Below are 17,596 nucleotides of genomic sequence, written 5' to 3' on the forward strand. Positions count from 1 at the left end.
CGGAATGGATCATTTTGTTCATTGGAACCTCAAGCCATAAAGGCGTAACCTCCCTTGTCCGGCATAATATGTCCGGAGGAAGGGAGGTTTTTGGTTATAAGCGTGCTGGCTTCGGGGATGGAACGATTACCCGTTCACGATCGTTCCGCCATTGACGTGCAGCACTTGACCTGTCATATAGGAGGAATCGCCGCAGCCCAGGAAGACGTAGCTCGGGGCAAGTTCCTCCGGCTGCCCCGCCCGCTTCATCGGCGTGTTGGAACCGAAGGAGGCGACCGTCTTCTCGTCGAAGGTGGAAGGAATGAGCGGTGTCCAGATTGGTCCGGGCGCTACTGCATTCACGCGGATGCCCCGGGAGACGAGCTGCTGCGAGAGCGAGCGGGTGAAGGTGACGATGGCCCCTTTGGTTGCCGAGTAATCCAGCAAGGTGGGGTTGCCCTCGTAGGCGGTAATGGATGCTGTATTGATGATCGCCGCGCCTTCCTTCAGATGGGGGAGTGCCGCCTGTGTCAGGTAGAAGAAAGAGAAAATATTCGTTCGGAAGGTACGTTCGAGCTGTTCGGGAGTGATGTCTTCTATCCTCTCCTGGGGGTGCTGTTCGGCAGCATTGTTAATGAGAAGGTCCAGCTTGCCGAAGCGGTGAATCGCCTCTTCCACGATCCTGCGGCAGAAGGCTGCATCTCCAATGTCACCGGCGAGAAGCTCGCATCTTCGGCCCTCGGCTTCCACCTGCTGCTTCGTTTCCTGGGCATCTTCATGCTCATTGAGATAAACGATCAGTACGTCCGCGCCTTCTTTGGCATAGGTGACCGCTACGGCCCGGCCGATCCCGCTGTCGCCGCCAGTGATGATCGCTGTCTTATCCTTGAGTTTTCCGGCCGCTTTGTACCTCGCGTCCTCATACACGGGTCTCGGGTTCATCCGGGATTCGATTCCCGGCTGCGTGTCTTCTTGATGCTGGGGAGGGAATGTCGCTGTCGTCATGGTGTTCTCCTCTCGGCAATCGTGGTGTCAAGCTCATCTCTTAGCATGCTGCATATGTTTCTTTGCCTGCCATGGGAGTTTGTGGTTCGCCGGCTGCCCGGCAGACCGGTACATAATCCGGCGGAGCACAAACCAACAATAGAGATAAAAAGAGGAGGCTGGTACGTCATGAACCAGAAAGAAGTGGAGCTTGAACTTGCTCAGAAGCTGTTCAACGGCGAATTCAAGAAAGAGGACAAGGACGAGGCGGCCCGGCGCAAGCTTCCCGTGAAAACGGAAATCCGGGTACAGTCGGATGTAGACCCGGTAGCGGAAGAAACGAAGCAGTACCGCAAGATGGCGAAGGAAGTGGATGACCGCTACGACAAGGTAGGCCGGCAGAATCCTTGAACCGGGGACAGACCAGAGGCCGTCGGACGGGTTATGTACTCCGTGCACCCCGGGCCTGAAGACCGATGAGGCACGCCTCATAAGGATTATAATGAAAAAATCACTATCCATTTCCTTCCGGCGTGGTGTACCATACAGTACATAGCAGGAAGGAAGGGAGGATGCCGCTATGATTCAGGGCATCGTGTTTGATTTTGACGGGTTGATTCTCGATACGGAGACCCCGGAATTCGAATCGTTCCAGGCTTTGTACCGCCGTCATGGGTGCGAGCTTACTCTTGAAGTGTGGGGAACCTGTATCGGTACGGGGCCTTCGGCTTTTGATCCATATCAGCATCTCGAGGATCTGTTCGGATCGCCGTACGACCGGGAGGAGGCCCGCGTGTGGCGCCGTTCGTACTTCGACGAGAGGATGGCCTCGGCCGAGCTGCGGCCCGGCGTGCTGGGCTACCTGCAGACCGCTCACGAAGAGGGTCTGCGTGTCGGGCTCGCATCGAGCTCCCCGAAGTCTTGGGTGACCGGTCACCTGGCCGCCAAGGGCATTCTGGATGCCTTCGAGTGCATCCGTACCGCGGATGACGTGGAGCAAGTGAAGCCCGACCCGGCGCTGTACCTGCTGGCCCTCGAAGGATTGGGCGTGTCTCCGGGTGCCGCCGTCGCTTTCGAGGACTCGCCTAACGGCGCGCTCGCCGCGAAGCGGGCCGGCATGTTCTGCGTGGCCGTTCCCAACGAGACGACGTCGAGTCTCCCTTTCGGGGAAGTGGATCTTCGAATCGGATCCATGTCGGAACGCTCCTTGCTTGACATCATTTCCATCTTGGAAGCCCGGGCTTGTGACGTTCGCAGACAGGGGAACCCGGATGCTTTTTGATTTCTGCTCCTGACGTATTACAATAGACACAAAGAATTAAGTCACAATCCGTCCCTCATGCGCGTATACATTAACACTTGAACCATGAAGATGGAGAGGTGAAGCGCATGAGCGGCCCAATGCAGCCAGGTTCGGACGGAATTCAGATCACGAAGAATGCGCGGCAAATCTCGGTCGTTCTGCGCAGCCCGGAGCAGGCGCCGGCGCTGGCGGCAGCCGCACCGAAGTTCAACGGCAAGCCGCTGACCCAGCAGGGGCAGTTCGGCGAGATCATGAAAGAGCTCGATAAGATGGTCGGGCTCGACCACGTCAAAGAGCTTGTCTTCGAAATCTACGCCCTTCTCCGCGTGGCGGGCATGCGGGCTGAAGTAGGCCTGTCTGCGAACACGCAGGTCTACCATATGGTGTTCCGGGGAAACCCGGGCACAGGCAAGACGACGGTTGCCCGCTTGATCGCTAAGCTCATGCAAACGATGGGAGTCCTGACCAAGGGCCATCTGATCGAAGTGGAGCGCGCCGACCTTGTAGGCGAGTATATCGGGCATACGGCGCTGAAGACCCGCGAGCTCGTCAAGAAAGCGATGGGCGGAATCTTGTTCATTGATGAAGCGTACAGCCTGGCCCGGGGCGGGGAGAAGGATTTCGGCAAAGAAGCCATCGACACGCTCGTCAAGGCGATGGAAGATCACAAAAACGGATTTATTTTGATTCTAGCCGGGTATTCAGAAGAGATGGAACTTTTCCTGCAAACCAATCCCGGCCTTCCCTCGCGATTCCCGATCCAGCTCGAATTCCCGGACTACACCGTGGATCAGCTGATGGAGATCGCCGAAGGGATGATCAACGAACGGGAATACTCCCTGACACCGGCTACGGAAGCCCGGATCCGGCAGCAGATCCTAAGCGAGAAGGGGCAAATGGAGACCGCATTCAGCAATGCGAGGTACGTCCGCAACCTGATCGAGAAGGCGCTGCGAAGCCATGCCGTGCGGCTGCTCAATCAGACGAACATGCAGCCGTCGAAGCAGGATTTGATGGTGATCCGGCCGGAGGATGTCAAAGTGGAGCGCAGGACAGCAAAGGAGAGTATGAGATTCCCATGAGACAATCAACACATGAAGTGACAACGGAATTGGACGATCGTGCGATCCTCGTATCCCTGGTCACACAGCAGTTAAAAAAGCAGGACGTTTACGATCCCGACTACTCGCTGGCGGAGCTTGTAGCTTTGGCTGAGACGGCCCAGGTTGCGGTGCTCGGCACGATGTCGCAAAATAAAGAATACGCCGACTCGAAGTGGTTCATCGGCAAAGGCAAGGCGGAAGAACTGAAGGAGATGCTGACGGAGACGGGAGCGAACACCGCCATCTTCGACCAGGAGCTGTCAGGTGCGCAGGTGCGCAACCTCGAGGCGTACCTCGACGTCAAAATCATTGACCGTACCCAGCTCATCCTGGATATTTTCGCGCAGCGCGCCCGTACGAGGGAAGGGATCATTCAAGTCGAGCTCGCACAGCTGAGCTACCTGCTCCCGCGGCTCTCCGGCCACGGCAAGAACCTGTCCCGGCTCGGTGGCGGCATCGGAACCCGGGGGCCCGGCGAATCCAAGCTGGAGACGGACCGCCGGCATATCCGGGACCGCATAGCGGAGCTCAAGCGGCAGCTGGGCGAGACGGTCCGACACCGCACGCTGCACCGGGAGCGGCGCAAGAAATCCGGTGTATTCCAAGTCGCGCTCGTCGGCTATACGAATGCGGGCAAGTCTACGCTGCTGCGCCAGCTCACCGCGGCCGACGTCTATGTGGAGAACCAGCTGTTCGCTACGCTGGACCCGACCTCGCGTTCGCTGAAGCTTCCTAGCGGTATCGAGATCGTGCTTACGGATACGGTCGGTTTCATCCAGAACCTGCCGCATGATCTGGTAGCGGCATTCCGTGCCACGCTGGAAGAAGCCAATGAAGCGGATCTCATCTTGCATGTCGTCGACAGCTCGGCGGAGATGATGCCGATTCAGATGAAGGTCGTGGATCAGGTGCTCGAAGAGCTCGGCGCGCACGGCAAGGAGCGGGTGACGATTTTCAACAAAATCGATCTGATCTCTCCGGCTCAAGCGGACATGCTGACGACCGAGGGCGAGTTCCTGCGGGTATCCTCCTACGTCGAAGCGGATTTGAAACGGGTGCTTGACACGCTGGAGGCGCATCTGGCCGGGGGAAGCAGAACGTACCGGATTCCGGCGGATAAAGGCGATGTCATCTCGCTCGTCTACCGGGTCGGGGAAGTGCTAGAGAACGACGTGGACGGCGACGATATGCTGATGACCGTACGGGTGAACAACAAGGAATACGATAAAATAGGCTATATGCTTGCCGCATACGATGAATCGCTGCAGGCACAGGGAGACAGAGGAGAGAATTCGGAGCATGTTTAAGGAGCAGGTGCTCCGCTTGATGGACCGGGCGGAGGAGCAGATTCAGGAGAAATTGAAAGAGATCGAAGGGATCATCGACCGCAACCAGTGGAAGGTGATCTCCGCTTTTCAAAAACACAAGGTCAGCGATTTCCATTTTGCCGGATCGACAGGCTATGGGTACAATGACAGGGGCCGCGAAGTGCTTGATCTCGTGTACGCCGACGTGTTCGGCGCCGAGGCGGCACTGGTGCGGCCGCACTTCGTTTCGGGGACGCACACCATCTCGACGGCGCTCTTCGGCGTGCTGAGGCCCGGCGACGGGCTGCTGATGATCACAGGACGGCCTTACGATACCCTGCATAAGGTTATCGGCCAGCCCGGCGACGGGCTCGGGTCCTTGCAGGACTTCGGGATCTCTTATGACGAGGTGCCGCTGCTGGAGGACGGCGCGGCGGACTTCGCGGAGATTGCGCGGCGGATCACCCCGACGACCAAAGTCATCGGTATCCAGCGTTCGCGGGGCTACTCTTGGCGGCCGTCGTTCACCGTGGAGCAGATCGGGGAGATGGTTCGGTTCGTCAAAGAGGTCCGTCCGGACCTCATCGTCTTCGTCGATAACTGCTACGGGGAGTTCACGGAGCTGGCGGAGCCGACCGAAGCGGGGGCGGACCTCATCGCCGGGTCGCTGATCAAGAATCCGGGAGGGGGCCTCGCCGCCTCCGGTGGATACATAGCCGGCAGACAGAAGTACGTGGAGCTGGCCTCTTACCGGTTAACAGCGCCGGGCATCGGCGGAGAAGTAGGAGCGATGCTGGGGACGACGCGCGCGATCTATCAAGGCTTGTTCCTGGCTCCGCATCTCGTAGGACAAGCCGTTAAGGGCTCCGTCTTCGCCGCAGCGGTATTCGAAAGCCTCGGTTTCGTCACGCATCCTCGCTGGCAGGATTCGCGTACGGATTTGATCCAGGCGATCCGCTTCGCAGGACCCCAGCACCTCATCGCCTTCGTACAGGGCATTCAGCAGGCGGCAGCCGTCGACTCCCATGTCGTGCCGGAGCCGTGGGATATGCCGGGCTACGAGCATCCGGTCATTATGGCGGCAGGCACGTTCATCTCGGGCGGATCGCTGGAGCTTTCGGCGGATGCGCCGATCAGGGAGCCCTACATCGCTTATATGCAGGGAGGGCTGACGTATTCCCACTGCAAGATGGGGGTGCTGACGGCCATCCAGAATATGATCGACCGGGGACTGCTCCCCGAAATTTGACACCTGGTCAAAAAAACGTTTTCTGTAATTTATGCTGACATATGGCACGAACCTAACATAACTTGACACGTTTCACTCCTAAGGTTACAATAACGGTAAGGTTCCTTCAGCGTTTAGGAGTGATGGGCATGACTGATGAAATACGCAGAAATATGGCACTTTTTCCGATCGGCATCGTAATGAAGCTGACGGATCTTACCGCAAGGCAGATTCGATATTATGAACAGCATGAACTAATTATTCCGGCACGCACCGGCGGCAATCAGAGGCTTTATTCCTTCAACGATGTCGAACGACTGCTGGAAATTAAAGACTTGATCGAGAAAGGCGTCAATATTGCCGGGATCAAACAGGTCCTTCTTCCTGTCGACAAGGATTCGGAGGATGCGACCATACTCAATGAGCAAACGGAAGTCAAGCGTCGGGAGCTCACCGACTCACAGCTTCACAAGATGCTGAAGCAGCAGCTGCTCGGCGGTGGCAAGCGTCCGAATCAAGTATCGCTTATCCAAGGCGAACTCTCGCGCTTTTTCCGTAAGTAAGAGCTTGGTCGGGGCACCTGTGGTACCGTTTTCTTGTCCTATTTGGCAAGGCAAGGGTACCCGGGTACTCCGTTAATATGCAGCAAGGCTACATAGTCTAAGGAGGAGATTTCACAGTGTCGGACAAAAATTATAGCAAAGAAGACATTCTGCGCATTGCCAAGGAAGAGAACGTCCGCTTCATCCGGCTTCAGTTCACCGATCTGCTCGGTACGATCAAGAATGTGGAGATTCCCGTAAGCCAGCTGGAGAAGGCGCTCGATAATAAAATGATGTTCGACGGTTCATCCATCGAAGGTTATGTGCGGATTGAAGAATCCGATATGTACTTATATCCCGATCTTTCTACTTGGGTCGTCTTTCCTTGGGTTACCACCGACCGCGTTGCACGCTTGATCTGCGATATCTACCTGCCGGACGGCCGTCCGTTCCCGGGCGACCCGCGCGGCATACTGAAGGCTGCACTGAAAGAAGCGGAGGAGATGGGCTACACGGCCATGAACGTCGGTCCGGAACCGGAGTTTTTCCTGTTCAAGACAGATGACAAAGGCAATCCTACGCTGGAGCTGAACGATCAGGGCGGTTACTTCGACTTGGCTCCTACGGACCTTGGCGAGAATTGTCGTCGCGAGATCGTGCTGACGCTCGAAGAGATGGGTTTCGAGATTGAAGCGTCCCATCATGAAGTGGCTCCAGGACAGCACGAGATCGATTTCAAATACGCCGATGCGATCAAAGCGGCCGACCAGATCCAAACCTTCAAGCTCGTGGTCAAAACCGTTGCTCGTCAGCACGGACTGCATGCCACATTCATGCCGAAGCCGCTGTTCGGCGTGAACGGCTCCGGGATGCACTGCCACCAGTCGTTGTTCCGCGGCAGCGAGAACGCGTTCTACGACGAGAGCGATAAGCTCGGCCTGAGTGCAACCGCACGTCAATACATGGCCGGTATTCTGAAGCATGCCCGTTCGTTCGCGGCCATCACCAATCCGACCGTAAACTCGTACAAGCGTCTGGTGCCAGGCTACGAAGCACCTTGTTATGTGGCTTGGTCGGCAAGCAACCGTTCGCCTATGATCCGGATTCCGGCATCCCGCGGCCTCAGCACCCGCGTCGAAGTCCGCAACCCGGACCCGGCAGCGAATCCTTACTTGGCGCTGGCTGTTATGCTTAAAGCAGGCCTTGACGGCATCAAGCATAAAATGCAGCTGCCGCCGCCAACCGACCGCAACATCTACGTGATGACGGAAGACGAGCGGGAAGAACAGGGCATTCCAAGCCTGCCGCTGAACCTCAAGCAGGCGCTCGATGAGATGCTACGCGATGATGTCATCTGCGACGCGCTCGGCGACCATGCGCTGGCACACTTCTTCGAGCTCAAAGAGATCGAGTGGGACATTTACCGCACCCAGGTTCACGCTTGGGAGCGCGAGCAGTATCTGACACTGTACTAGAATACAGCATAGTTTGGCCGTATTTTACCGGATTCCGGTGAAGTACGGCCTTTTTTTGTTGCTGCAGACGCCTGCCGGGTCTGTCAAACCCGGCAGGGTGTCTTAGGGTCAGGAGACGAAAAAAATCCGAATCGGCTTAGCCCGATTCGGAGTATAGGAGTTCGCAGGAGATCTTAATGAATATTGCGGAAGACACCAATGACTTTGCCGAGGATGGTTACATTCTTCAGACGTAGAGGCTCCATGGTAGGATTCTCCGGCTGGAGGCGAATGTGATCCCGCTCTTTATAGAAGGTCTTTACCGTAGCCTCATCTTCTTCGGTCATCGCTACGACAATCTCGCCGTTGCTGGCGGTTTGCTGCTGGCGGACAATGACGTAGTCACCGTTATGAATGCCCGCTTCGATCATACTCTCTCCGATAACGCTGAGCATGAACACATTGTTATCGCCTACAAAATGGGTCGGGAGAGGGAAATAATCTTCGATGTTCTCCGTAGCGGTAATCGGTATACCGGCGGTAACGCGTCCGATCAGCGGCACATGGGCGACCGATACGGAGTACGCACCGTCTCCCATCGTTCCGTCGAGGATCTCGATTGCCCGCGGTTTCGTCGGGTCGCGCCGGATCAGGCCCTTCTTCTCCAACCGTTCCAGATGGCCGTGAACGGTTGAGGAGGAGGCTAGACCTACTGCTTCCCCGATCTCCCTCACGGACGGTGGGTATCCCTTGTCTTTCACTTCGTTCTTGATAAACTCCAGTATCGCTTGCTGCCGGGAGGAGATCTTACTCATGCCATATCACTCCAATTGTTGGGAATCGATTAGGTCAAATTATAACATAGAACCGGAGTTCGTACAAACATTAGTTCGAGAAAACGGGTTGACACAAACGTTTGTTCGTGATAAATTTGGAACCAGAACAAATGAGAACAAATGTTTGGGGAGGATGTCGGTTATGGTTCAGAACACTGCACTGATCGGACAAGTTTCTAATGAGAGAACATATGGGAGAGGTCCACGGACACTCCGAACCAAACCTAATAATAAGCGAACATACGTACGATTGGCAATAGCGGGATTGATGCTCAGCGTTCTGTTCACGGTTTGCGGATTGATCTCCGCTGCGTTTGCAGGGCAGGACGTTTATGCTGCGGGAACGATTGCGGAGAAGCATGATTTCATATATATCCACCCCGGAGATACGCTCTGGGCCGTTGCATCCGAGTACGGTCCCGCGGATGAGGATGTCCGCGACTATATCGTAAGGCTCAAGAAACTGAACGGGATCAAGGGCAACGGACTGCAGGCGGGCCAAAAGCTGCTCCTTCCTTAGCCATGTGCCTGGCGATAGTGGCCGAGCCCTTCCGTACTCTTGACAATCCCTACTCGGAATGTCAAAGTATTATTGAAAAGAGCCGCTATGCGGCTTACCATTCTCGGGAGGAACGGCATGAGCGAATCGGAACATGATGTAAGGGTAAAACGCATTAACGAACTGGCCCGCAAAGCGAAAACGGAAGGCCTGACGGATGAAGAGATGGACGAGCGAAATGAGCTTCGCCGCAAGTATATCGATTCCTTCAAATCCAACCTGCGCACTCAACTGGAGAACATCAAATTTGTTGATGAAGAGGACGAAGGAAAGAACTGAGGGAGGGATGATGCGATGAAGTATCGCGTTCTCGGCAAGAGCGGCATTTTGGTATCCGAGCTTTGCCTTGGCACCATGACGTTCGGCAATGCAACGAGTGAAGAAGATTCGGTGGACATGATACACCGGTTTTTGGACCGCGGAGGGAACTTCATTGACACCGCCGATGTATATGTGAGCGGGAAGTCCGAAGAGATTGTCGGGAAAGCCATTCGCGAGAAACGCAGCGAAGTTATTCTGGCGACGAAAGTACGGTTTCCTACCAGTACGAATGTCAACCATGTAGGCTTGTCGCGCAAGCATCTGATCGATGGGGTAGAAGCCAGTCTCCGCCGGTTGAATACGGACTATATTGATCTCTATCAGCTTCATGTATGGGATCAAGTGACGCCAATCGAGGAGACCTTGCGAACGCTGGATGACCTGGTCACGTCTGGGAAAGTGCGTTATATCGGATGCTCGAATTTTCTGGCCTATCAATTGATGAAGTCTCTTTCATTGAGCGATTACAACCGGTATTGCCGTTTTATCTCCATCCAGCCTCAGTATAGTTTGGTCTGCCGGACGATGGATCGTGAGATGGTCCCATTATGTTTGGAAGAGAATGTGGGTATTATTCCGTGGGCGCCGCTTGGCGGTGGTTTCCTGACGGGAAGGTATGCCAGAGGAGAGGAACCTGTTCAGGGACGATTGTCGGCCAAGGCAGGAGAGAGCCGTTGGGAACTTCGCAATACGGAGAAGAACTTCCGGATTCTCGATGAAGTGCTGTCTGCCGCCACATCGTTAGAGAAAACGCCCGCACAGGTGGCTTTGAATTGGCTGCTCGCGCAGCCCGGTATTACTTCGCCGATCTTCGGAGCAAGCACCTTAGATCAATTCGAAGACAATATGGGTTCGACTGGATGGACGATGCCTTCAGAGATTTGGTCCAGGCTTGATGAGGTCAGCGCATTGGAAGAGGAATATCCGCAGCGGTTTATTGAGAAATTCCGGCGGAAGAGTACAGACGAGAGATAAGGGGTTCAACTATGTCACGTAAGTGGTCACGGATGGTTCGTAAGAACACGAAGGTAACGAACGTTCAGCGCAAGAAGAGCGGACAAGGACTCATATCGGAACAAGCATCATCCGATCATTCAGAGACATTCCGGGGCCGCAGCTGGGTACTCCCTATGCTGCTTGTGGCTACCGGTGTTTTTTGCTTTATCGCTTTCCGTGGCCAAGCAGGCAGCGATGATTTATATTGGGTCACCGGAGCGAGCTATATTTTCCTTGCTTTGTTGATGTTCTGGCTGCGCAGACCGTTCTTGAAGATCGGCAAGGATGCCATTACATCCCGCCGCTTCGGAGGCGACCGCAGTCTGAAGCCGGAAGACATCCAAGAAATTTCGGTGAACAAAGATGCGATTGTGATCACGATGAAGGGCAAGTCGGCCAGATGGGCCTTCTCCCGGATCTACCACCAGTTTCCAGTAGAAGCAGCCAGACCCAAACTTGTTGCCTTTGCACAGGAGCATCAGGTGCAGCTGCAGCAGGAAGCCTAAAGCTTCTGGCTTGATGCGAATGCTTCGCCGCCGCGAATGACCGGTTTTTAATACATATAGAGAAAAGAGGACTGGAGAAATGGCCATTAAAGCTGTTCTATTTGATTTGGACGATACGCTATTGTGGGATGACCGCAGTGTGCAGGAAGCCTTCCGGGCAACGTGCGAAGAAGCGTCCCGTGTCACGGGAGTAGATCCGGCCAAACTGGAGCAAGCCGTCCGTAAGGAAGCTAGAGCGCTCTACGAATCTTACGAAACCTATTCGTTCACGAAGATGATCGGGATCAACCCGTTCGAAGGGCTTTGGGCGAATTTTACCAGCGGGGAACAGGAAGAGTTCCGCAAGCTGGAGGCGCTGGCGCCTGGCTACCGGACCGCTTCTTGGACCCGGGGCCTACTGGCTCTCGGCATTGATGATCCGGAGCTTGGCTACCGTCTGGGCGAGTTGTTCCCTGCCGAGCGCCGCAGCCGTCCGATTGTCTATGAAGAGACCTTCGAGGTGCTGGATTCCCTGAAGGGGCGTTATCAGCTCCTGCTTTTGACCAATGGCTCTCCCGATCTGCAGAAGGAGAAGCTGGCGGGCGTACCGCAGCTGGCGCCATACTTCGAACACATCGTCATCTCAGGCGAATTCGGGCGGGGCAAACCGAATCCGGCGATCTTCGAGCATGCCGTCAGCCTGCTGGGCATTGCTCCCGAGGAAGGTTTGATGGTGGGGGATAAGTTGACGACCGACATCATGGGCTCGAATGCCATCGGAATGCGCAGCCTGTGGATCAACCGGCATGAAGCGGTTCGCACGGATGAGATCATTCCGGTACATGAGATTCGTTCCCTGCGCGACATCCAGCCCATCATTGATGGCATTTAGCTTCCTGCACTCCATAATGTATTCCTTCGAAGCTTCGCTCCTTTCCGGGGCGAGGCTTTTTCCAAGTAGATAAGAGTTTATATCTCGCCAAGAAAGCAGGCACGCAAAAAGCAGCCTCCCTGGCGGGAAGCTGCTTCATGGGTAAGGGTGTTATGCTTTTTGGAAGGATGGATCTTCATACGGATGGGCAATCCAGCCTTCTGTCTCGATGAAGAGGCGGACAGCCACAATCTGACGATTGTCCATCAGGGTAAAGAAGTGGGCTTTGTGCTCCGGTACGGAGATGACATCACCGGCTTCCAGTTCGACATCGAAGTAACCGACATCATCGGTGCCTTTGATAATGAAGATCCCCTTGCCGGCCGTGATGGCGCGGACTTCATCCTCTGTATGCGTATGGACGGATTCGAATTTCTTCAAGAGTTCATCCAAGTTCGGCGTAGCGTCGGAGAGGGCGATCAGGTCCCATGTCTTGTAGCCGCGCCGGCCGGCGAGGTCACGGATTTCTTCATCGAAGGTCGCAAGGATCTGGGACTTCTCCTCATCGCTGAGAACGAATTTCTCCTGCAGCTCAGCTGGAAGTTTGGCTGCATTCCAATGCTCATACAAGACCTCTTGTTTATCTAAGAACGCTCTTACCTTCTCTTCCCCGGAGATGCGCTCGTTCGTATTGCGTACGCGGATTTCTGCCATGGTTCATCCCTCTTTCTCATGTCATCTGAATTATCTGAAGTAAGGAAGTCTTCTCTCCCTGTATTATAGTGGAATCAGCCCGGTCTGTCGATGACAAAACCGCATAAATCCGATAGGATATGATGAAAAGTTCGTGAAGTCTGTGCATTCCTTCCTTTTCAATAGTTGCGCTTTCTGATAAACTATGGGTTAAACTATTCGTGAATGCCTGCAAATGGCGAAGCGGGTGCGATAAAACAGATGAAAGCAGGGCTGTCTGTCCGTGGATCGTGAAAAGGCAAGGGACGGCAGAGGGAAGGGGATCAGGAATGAACAAGCCATCACTGCAGGAGCAATTAAAGAAAAAGATTATGATTCTGGACGGTGCGATGGGCACCATGATCCAGCAGGAGAATCTCACGGAGGAAGACTTCGGCAGCGAGGATCTCGACGGATGTAATGAAATCCTCGTATCCACCCGTCCGGATATCATACAGAAAATCCACGAGGCGTATTTTGCTGCGGGCGCTGATATGGTCGAGACGAATACATTCGGCGCCACCAGCGTCGTTCTTGCCGAGTACGATCTGCAGGACCGGGCACGCGAGCTCAACCTGGCTGCAGCCAAGCTGGCGATCGCAGCGGCGGACAAGTACAGCACGCCGGAATGGCCGCGTTACGTAATTGGCGCCATGGGACCGACGACGAAGACGCTGTCCGTAACCGGCGGGGTCACCTTCGATGAACTGGTAGATTCTTACCAGGAGCAGGCGGAGGCGCTTATCGAGGCGGGTGTGGATGCACTTCTGCTTGAGACATCCCAAGATACGCTGAATGTCAAAGCTGGAAGCATCGGGATTCGCCAGGCCTTCGAGAAGACCGGTATAAAGCTTCCGCTCATGATCTCAGGGACGATCGAGCCAATGGGGACTACGCTGGCCGGCCAGAATATCGAGTCCTTCTATGTTTCCCTGGAGCATCTGGAGCCGATCTCCTTCGGACTCAACTGTGCGACCGGTCCGGAGTTCATGCGGGACCACATCCGTTCCCTTGCGGATATTGCCGCAACGGCCGTTTCCTGTTATCCGAATGCGGGTCTGCCCGATGAGAACGGCAAATACCATGAATCGCCCGAGTCGCTCGCCAAGAAGCTCGCAGGCTTCGCTGAGCAGGGCTGGCTCAACATTGCCGGGGGCTGCTGTGGAACCACACCGGATCACATCCGGGCCATGGCGGAGACGCTGGGCAAGTTCGAGCCGCGCAAGCAGGAGGGCGTACATCCGCCGGCGATCTCCGGCATCGAGACGGTGTATGTGGAGCCGGACAACCGGCCGATCATGGTCGGCGAGCGGACGAACATCTCCGGTTCGCGGAAGTTCAAGCGGCTGATCAAGGAAGAGAAGTTCGAGGAAGCGTCCGAGATCGCCAGAACCCAGGTGAAGAACGGCGCCCACGTCATCGACATCAACCTGCAGGATACGGATATCGACGAAGCTTATGCCATTAATAACTTCCTTCCGAATGTCGTCAAGAAAGTCAAAGTTCCGCTCATGATCGACTCGACCTACGATCACATCATCGAGCTCGGACTCAAATATTCGCAGGGCAAGGCGATCGTCAACTCGATTAACCTCGAGGACGGCGAGTCCAAGTTCGAAGCGATCGTGCCGCTGCTCCACAAGTACGGTGCGGCCGTTGTCATGATCCTGATCGATGAACGGGGCCAGGCCGTTTCGCGCCAAGCGAAGATGGAAGTGGCGGACCGCGCTTACGAACTGCTCACGAAGAAGTACGGTATGAAGCCGCAGGATATTATCTTCGATCCGAACATGTTCCCGGTGGGCTCCGGCGATCCGCAGTATATCGGCTCGGCGGTCGAGACGATTGAGGGCATCCGGATGATCAAGGAGAAGTATCCGGAGACGATGACGATTCTCGGACTGAGTAATATCTCCTTCGGTCTGCCGGATGCCGGGCGTGAGGTTCTCAACTCGGTCTATCTCTACCACTGTACGAAAGCAGGGCTCGACTACGCGATCGTCAACACCGAGAAGCTCGAGCGCTACGCTTCGATCCCGGAGGAAGAGCGCGCACTGGCCGAGGAGCTCATCTTCAATACCAATGACGAGACGCTGGCGAAGTTCGTCGCTTATTTCCGCGTCAAGAAAGTCGAGAAGATCGAGAAAATCTCGAATCTTACACTGGAAGAGCGTCTGGCTTCCTATGTGGTCGAAGGTACGAAGGAAGGCTTGATTCCCGATCTCGAGGAAGCACTGAAGAAGTATGCGCCTCTCGATATCATCAACGGGCCGCTGATGAAAGGGATGGAGCAGGTCGGCAAGCTCTTCAACAATAATGAGCTGATCGTAGCGGAGGTGCTGCAGAGCGCCGAAGTCATGAAAGCCTCCGTCGCCCATCTCGAGCAGTACATGGAGAAGGCGGAGAGCGCCGTCAAAGGCAAGATCATCCTTGCAACCGTCAAAGGTGACGTACACGATATCGGGAAAAACCTGGTCGAGATCATCTTGTCCAACAACGGATACAAGATCGTCAATCTGGGGATCAAGGTACCGCCAGAGCAGCTCATCGAAGCCTACCGCAGAGAAAAGCCGGATGCGATCGGTCTCTCGGGTCTCCTCGTGAAATCGGCCCAGCAGATGGTCATCACGGCGCAGGATATGAAGAATGCCGGCATCGATGTGCCGATTCTGGTCGGCGGTGCCGCGCTGACGCGCAAATTCACCAAGACACGGATCGCGCCCGAGTATGACGGCATGGTGCTGTACGCCAAGGATGCGATGGACGGGCTCGATATCGCCAACAAGCTCAGCGATCCGGCACAGCGCCAGATTCTAATCCGCGAGCTGCGGGAGAGCATCGAATCCAGCGTACTTGAAGCCGGCCGCAAAGAAGAAGGCATGCCAGCTCTCACCCGTGTCATGACGTCTACCGTAGACCGCACGCTGCCGGTCCAGGTACCGCCCGATCTCGAGCGCCGCGTACTGCGCGATTATCCGATTTCGCACCTCGTTCCTTACGTCAACATGCAAATGCTGCTCGGCCACCATCTCGGTCTGAAGGGCAAGGTCGAGAATCTGATCGCCGAGAAGGACCCGAAGGCACTGCAGCTCAAGGACACGGTGGACGGCATCCTGGCTGAAGCCCAAGGGGCAGGCATTATCAAGGCACAGGGGATGTACCGCTTCTTCCCGGCCCAGTCCGACGGCAACGATGTGCTGGTCTACGATCCGCAGAATCCGGGCAAGCTGCTGCAGAAGTTCACGTTCCCGCGGCAGGACAAAGAGCCGTATCTCTGTCTGGCCGATTACCTGAAGCCGGTAAGCAGCGGCGAGATGGACTACGTCGGTTTCCTGGTCGTCACGGCGGGACACGGCGTAAGCGAGCTGTCGGCCCAGTGGCGTGAGAAGGGAGACTACCTTCGTTCCCACGCCCTGCAGGCTGCGGCTCTGGAGCTCGCGGAAGGCTTCGCGGAACGCGTACATCAGATGATGCGCGATCAATGGGGCTTCCCGGATCCCGCCGAGATGACGATGGCCGAGCGGTTCGGTGCGAAGTACCGAGGGCAGCGCTTCTCCTTCGGCTATCCGGCTTGTCCGAACCTCGATGATCAGCAGCAGCTCTTCGCGCTGCTGCGTCCGGAGGACATCGGCGTCACCTTGACGGAAGGCAGCATGATGGAACCGGAGGCTTCCGTATCCGCGATTGTGTTTGCTCATCCGCAGGCCCGGTATTTTAACGTCTAGCCGGAGAGTCCATTATGATTCAAGCAAGAAGCAATTGGGGTATGCTACGTAGGGTGGGGCTTAGCGGCCCCACTCTTTTCCTTTGGGGTATACGCGTTCTTTGACTATGCTATGTAAACGAACGGAGAGATGAACGTGGAGCTGTATTTCTTGGGGACGGGGGCCGGCATGCCTTCCAAAGAGAGGAATGTGACCTCGATAATGCTGGGGATGCTGGCCGAGCGGGGCGTGTACTGGATGTTTGACTGCGGGGAAGGGACCCAGCATCAGATCCTGCGCGCCCCGGTCAAAATCGGCAAGCTGGAGAAGCTGTTTATTACACATCTGCATGGCGATCACTTGTATGGACTGCCGGGCCTCATGTCAAGCCGGTCCTACCAGGGCGGGGATACGCCCTTTACGATCTATGGTCCGAAGGGCGTTCGCGAATTCGTGGAAACGGCGCTTCGGGTAAGCGATTCGCATCTGGGATACCAAACGACGATCGTCGAGCTCGAACCGGGATGGGAAGGGGTGGTCTTCGAGGACGACCAATTCGTCGTCAGCGCGGCCCCTCTGGTCCACCGCATCGAGAGCTTTGGTTACCGCATAGCGGAGAAGCCGCAGAAGGGGAAGCTGGATGCGGAGAAGCTGAAGGCGCTGGGGCTGTCCTCAGGCCCGCTCTTTGGTAGAATCAAGAAAGGCGAAGATGTCGAGCTGCCGGACGGAACGAAGCTGAAGGCGGAAGAGTTCATCGGGCCGATGATCCCCGGCCGGATCCTCACGATCCTCGGCGATACACAGCCGTGCGGCCATGCGGTATCGCTCGCCAAGGATGCGGATGTGTTGGTTCACGAAGCGACCTTTGCGGAGCACCGCAAGGAGCTGGCCGTGATGTACGATCATTCGACGGCCATGGATGCAGCCAAGACTGCTCAAGCTGCAGGCGCAGGCACGCTGATTCTCACGCATATTTCGTCGCGGTACCAAGGGGACGAGGCGGAGCATTTGCAGGAGGAAGCCCGGACCATTCATGAGCAGACGTATCTCGCCCATGACCATTTCCGCTTCGATATTCCGAGTCGGACCCCTTAAGGGCCCAGCCTTTAGGGTGCTATTGCGCATAGGGTCAAGCCTCACAGAAGAAACCTCCTCCCTTGAGGACAAGGAAGGAGGTTTCTTCTGTGAGATC

Annotated in this window: 17 protein-coding genes; 14 read left to right on the forward strand and 3 right to left on the reverse strand. The window is 55.8% G+C overall.

Going from position 1 to position 17,596, the window contains the following annotated elements; genetic code table 11:
* Positions 1-126 precede the first annotated feature (126 nt).
* Positions 127-984 (reverse strand): SDR family oxidoreductase, encoded by an 858-nt coding sequence (locus O9H32_RS18470; RefSeq protein ID WP_269867603.1) that lies wholly within the window; start codon positions 982-984, stop codon positions 127-129.
* Between the two features lie 168 nt (positions 985-1,152).
* On the opposite strand from O9H32_RS18470, the gene O9H32_RS18475 reads away from it, so the two are divergent.
* The 7 genes from O9H32_RS18475 (at position 1,153) to glnA (ending at position 7,921) form a co-directional block, all read left to right on the forward strand.
* A complete protein-coding gene (locus O9H32_RS18475; protein ID WP_269867604.1) occupies positions 1,153-1,374 on the forward strand; it encodes a hypothetical protein in 222 nt (73 codons plus the stop codon).
* A 169-nt stretch (positions 1,375-1,543) separates the two neighbouring features.
* A complete protein-coding gene (locus tag O9H32_RS18480; protein WP_269867605.1) occupies positions 1,544-2,245 on the forward strand; it encodes an HAD family hydrolase in 702 nt (233 codons plus the stop codon).
* Positions 2,246-2,352: 107 nt separating this feature from the next.
* Positions 2,353-3,348: an AAA family ATPase gene (locus O9H32_RS18485; RefSeq protein WP_269867606.1), complete on the forward strand. Its 996-nt coding sequence runs from the start codon at positions 2,353-2,355 to the stop codon at positions 3,346-3,348.
* Positions 3,345-4,676 (forward strand): GTPase HflX, encoded by a 1,332-nt coding sequence (hflX, locus tag O9H32_RS18490; protein WP_269867607.1) that lies wholly within the window; start codon positions 3,345-3,347, stop codon positions 4,674-4,676. The genes O9H32_RS18485 and hflX overlap by 4 nt, the downstream gene beginning before the upstream one ends.
* On the forward strand, positions 4,669-5,925 hold the full coding sequence (locus O9H32_RS18495) for a methionine gamma-lyase family protein (protein WP_269867608.1): 1,257 nt from the start codon (positions 4,669-4,671) through the stop codon (positions 5,923-5,925). Before hflX ends, O9H32_RS18495 begins: the two co-directional genes overlap by 8 nt.
* 128 nt (positions 5,926-6,053) lie before the next feature.
* Positions 6,054-6,467, forward strand: coding sequence for a MerR family transcriptional regulator (locus tag O9H32_RS18500; protein ID WP_013916631.1), 414 nt, complete (start codon positions 6,054-6,056; stop codon positions 6,465-6,467).
* A 116-nt stretch (positions 6,468-6,583) separates the two neighbouring features.
* On the forward strand, positions 6,584-7,921 hold the full coding sequence (gene glnA, locus O9H32_RS18505) for a type I glutamate--ammonia ligase (protein WP_269867609.1): 1,338 nt from the start codon (positions 6,584-6,586) through the stop codon (positions 7,919-7,921).
* A gap of 173 nt (positions 7,922-8,094) precedes the next feature.
* Here the strand turns inward: glnA and lexA are convergent, their stop codons facing one another.
* Positions 8,095-8,715 (reverse strand): transcriptional repressor LexA, encoded by a 621-nt coding sequence (lexA, locus tag O9H32_RS18510; RefSeq protein WP_269867610.1) that lies wholly within the window; start codon positions 8,713-8,715, stop codon positions 8,095-8,097.
* A 271-nt stretch (positions 8,716-8,986) separates the two neighbouring features.
* Between lexA and O9H32_RS18515 the strand changes: the two genes are divergently transcribed.
* The 5 genes from O9H32_RS18515 (at position 8,987) to O9H32_RS18535 (ending at position 11,989) form a co-directional block, all read left to right on the forward strand.
* On the forward strand, positions 8,987-9,256 hold the full coding sequence (locus O9H32_RS18515; RefSeq protein WP_269867611.1) for a LysM peptidoglycan-binding domain-containing protein: 270 nt from the start codon (positions 8,987-8,989) through the stop codon (positions 9,254-9,256).
* Positions 9,257-9,373: 117 nt separating this feature from the next.
* Positions 9,374-9,574 (forward strand): DUF896 domain-containing protein, encoded by a 201-nt coding sequence (locus O9H32_RS18520; RefSeq protein ID WP_269867612.1) that lies wholly within the window; start codon positions 9,374-9,376, stop codon positions 9,572-9,574.
* A gap of 15 nt (positions 9,575-9,589) precedes the next feature.
* The gene (locus tag O9H32_RS18525) at positions 9,590-10,591 is read left to right on the forward strand and encodes an aldo/keto reductase (RefSeq protein ID WP_269867613.1); all 1,002 of its coding nucleotides are present in this window, start codon (positions 9,590-9,592) and stop codon (positions 10,589-10,591) included.
* An 11-nt stretch (positions 10,592-10,602) separates the two neighbouring features.
* Complete coding sequence (locus tag O9H32_RS18530) at positions 10,603-11,118, forward strand: hypothetical protein (protein WP_269867614.1); 516 nt, start codon at positions 10,603-10,605, stop codon at positions 11,116-11,118.
* Positions 11,119-11,197: 79 nt separating this feature from the next.
* Entirely contained in the window at positions 11,198-11,989 is a 792-nt protein-coding gene (locus O9H32_RS18535) for an HAD family hydrolase (RefSeq protein ID WP_269867615.1), read from the forward strand.
* A gap of 150 nt (positions 11,990-12,139) precedes the next feature.
* Here O9H32_RS18535 and O9H32_RS18540 read toward each other — a convergent pair whose 3' ends face one another.
* Positions 12,140-12,682 carry a 1,2-dihydroxy-3-keto-5-methylthiopentene dioxygenase gene (locus O9H32_RS18540; RefSeq protein ID WP_269867616.1) on the reverse strand — a complete coding sequence of 181 codons (543 nt, stop codon included), beginning with the start codon at positions 12,680-12,682 and terminating at the stop codon, positions 12,140-12,142.
* A 308-nt stretch (positions 12,683-12,990) separates the two neighbouring features.
* Here O9H32_RS18540 and metH point away from each other — a divergent pair, with 308 nt between their 5' ends.
* Positions 12,991-16,425, forward strand: a complete 3,435-nt coding sequence (metH, locus tag O9H32_RS18545) for a methionine synthase (RefSeq protein WP_269867617.1) — start codon at positions 12,991-12,993, stop codon at positions 16,423-16,425.
* A 129-nt stretch (positions 16,426-16,554) separates the two neighbouring features.
* The gene (gene rnz / locus O9H32_RS18550) at positions 16,555-17,499 is read left to right on the forward strand and encodes a ribonuclease Z (protein ID WP_269867618.1); all 945 of its coding nucleotides are present in this window, start codon (positions 16,555-16,557) and stop codon (positions 17,497-17,499) included.
* Positions 17,500-17,596: the final 97 nt, after the last annotated feature.

The sequence above is a fragment of the Paenibacillus caseinilyticus genome (genome assembly GCF_027533645.1).
Lineage (GTDB): Bacteria > Bacillota > Bacilli > Paenibacillales > NBRC-103111 > Paenibacillus_G > Paenibacillus_G caseinilyticus.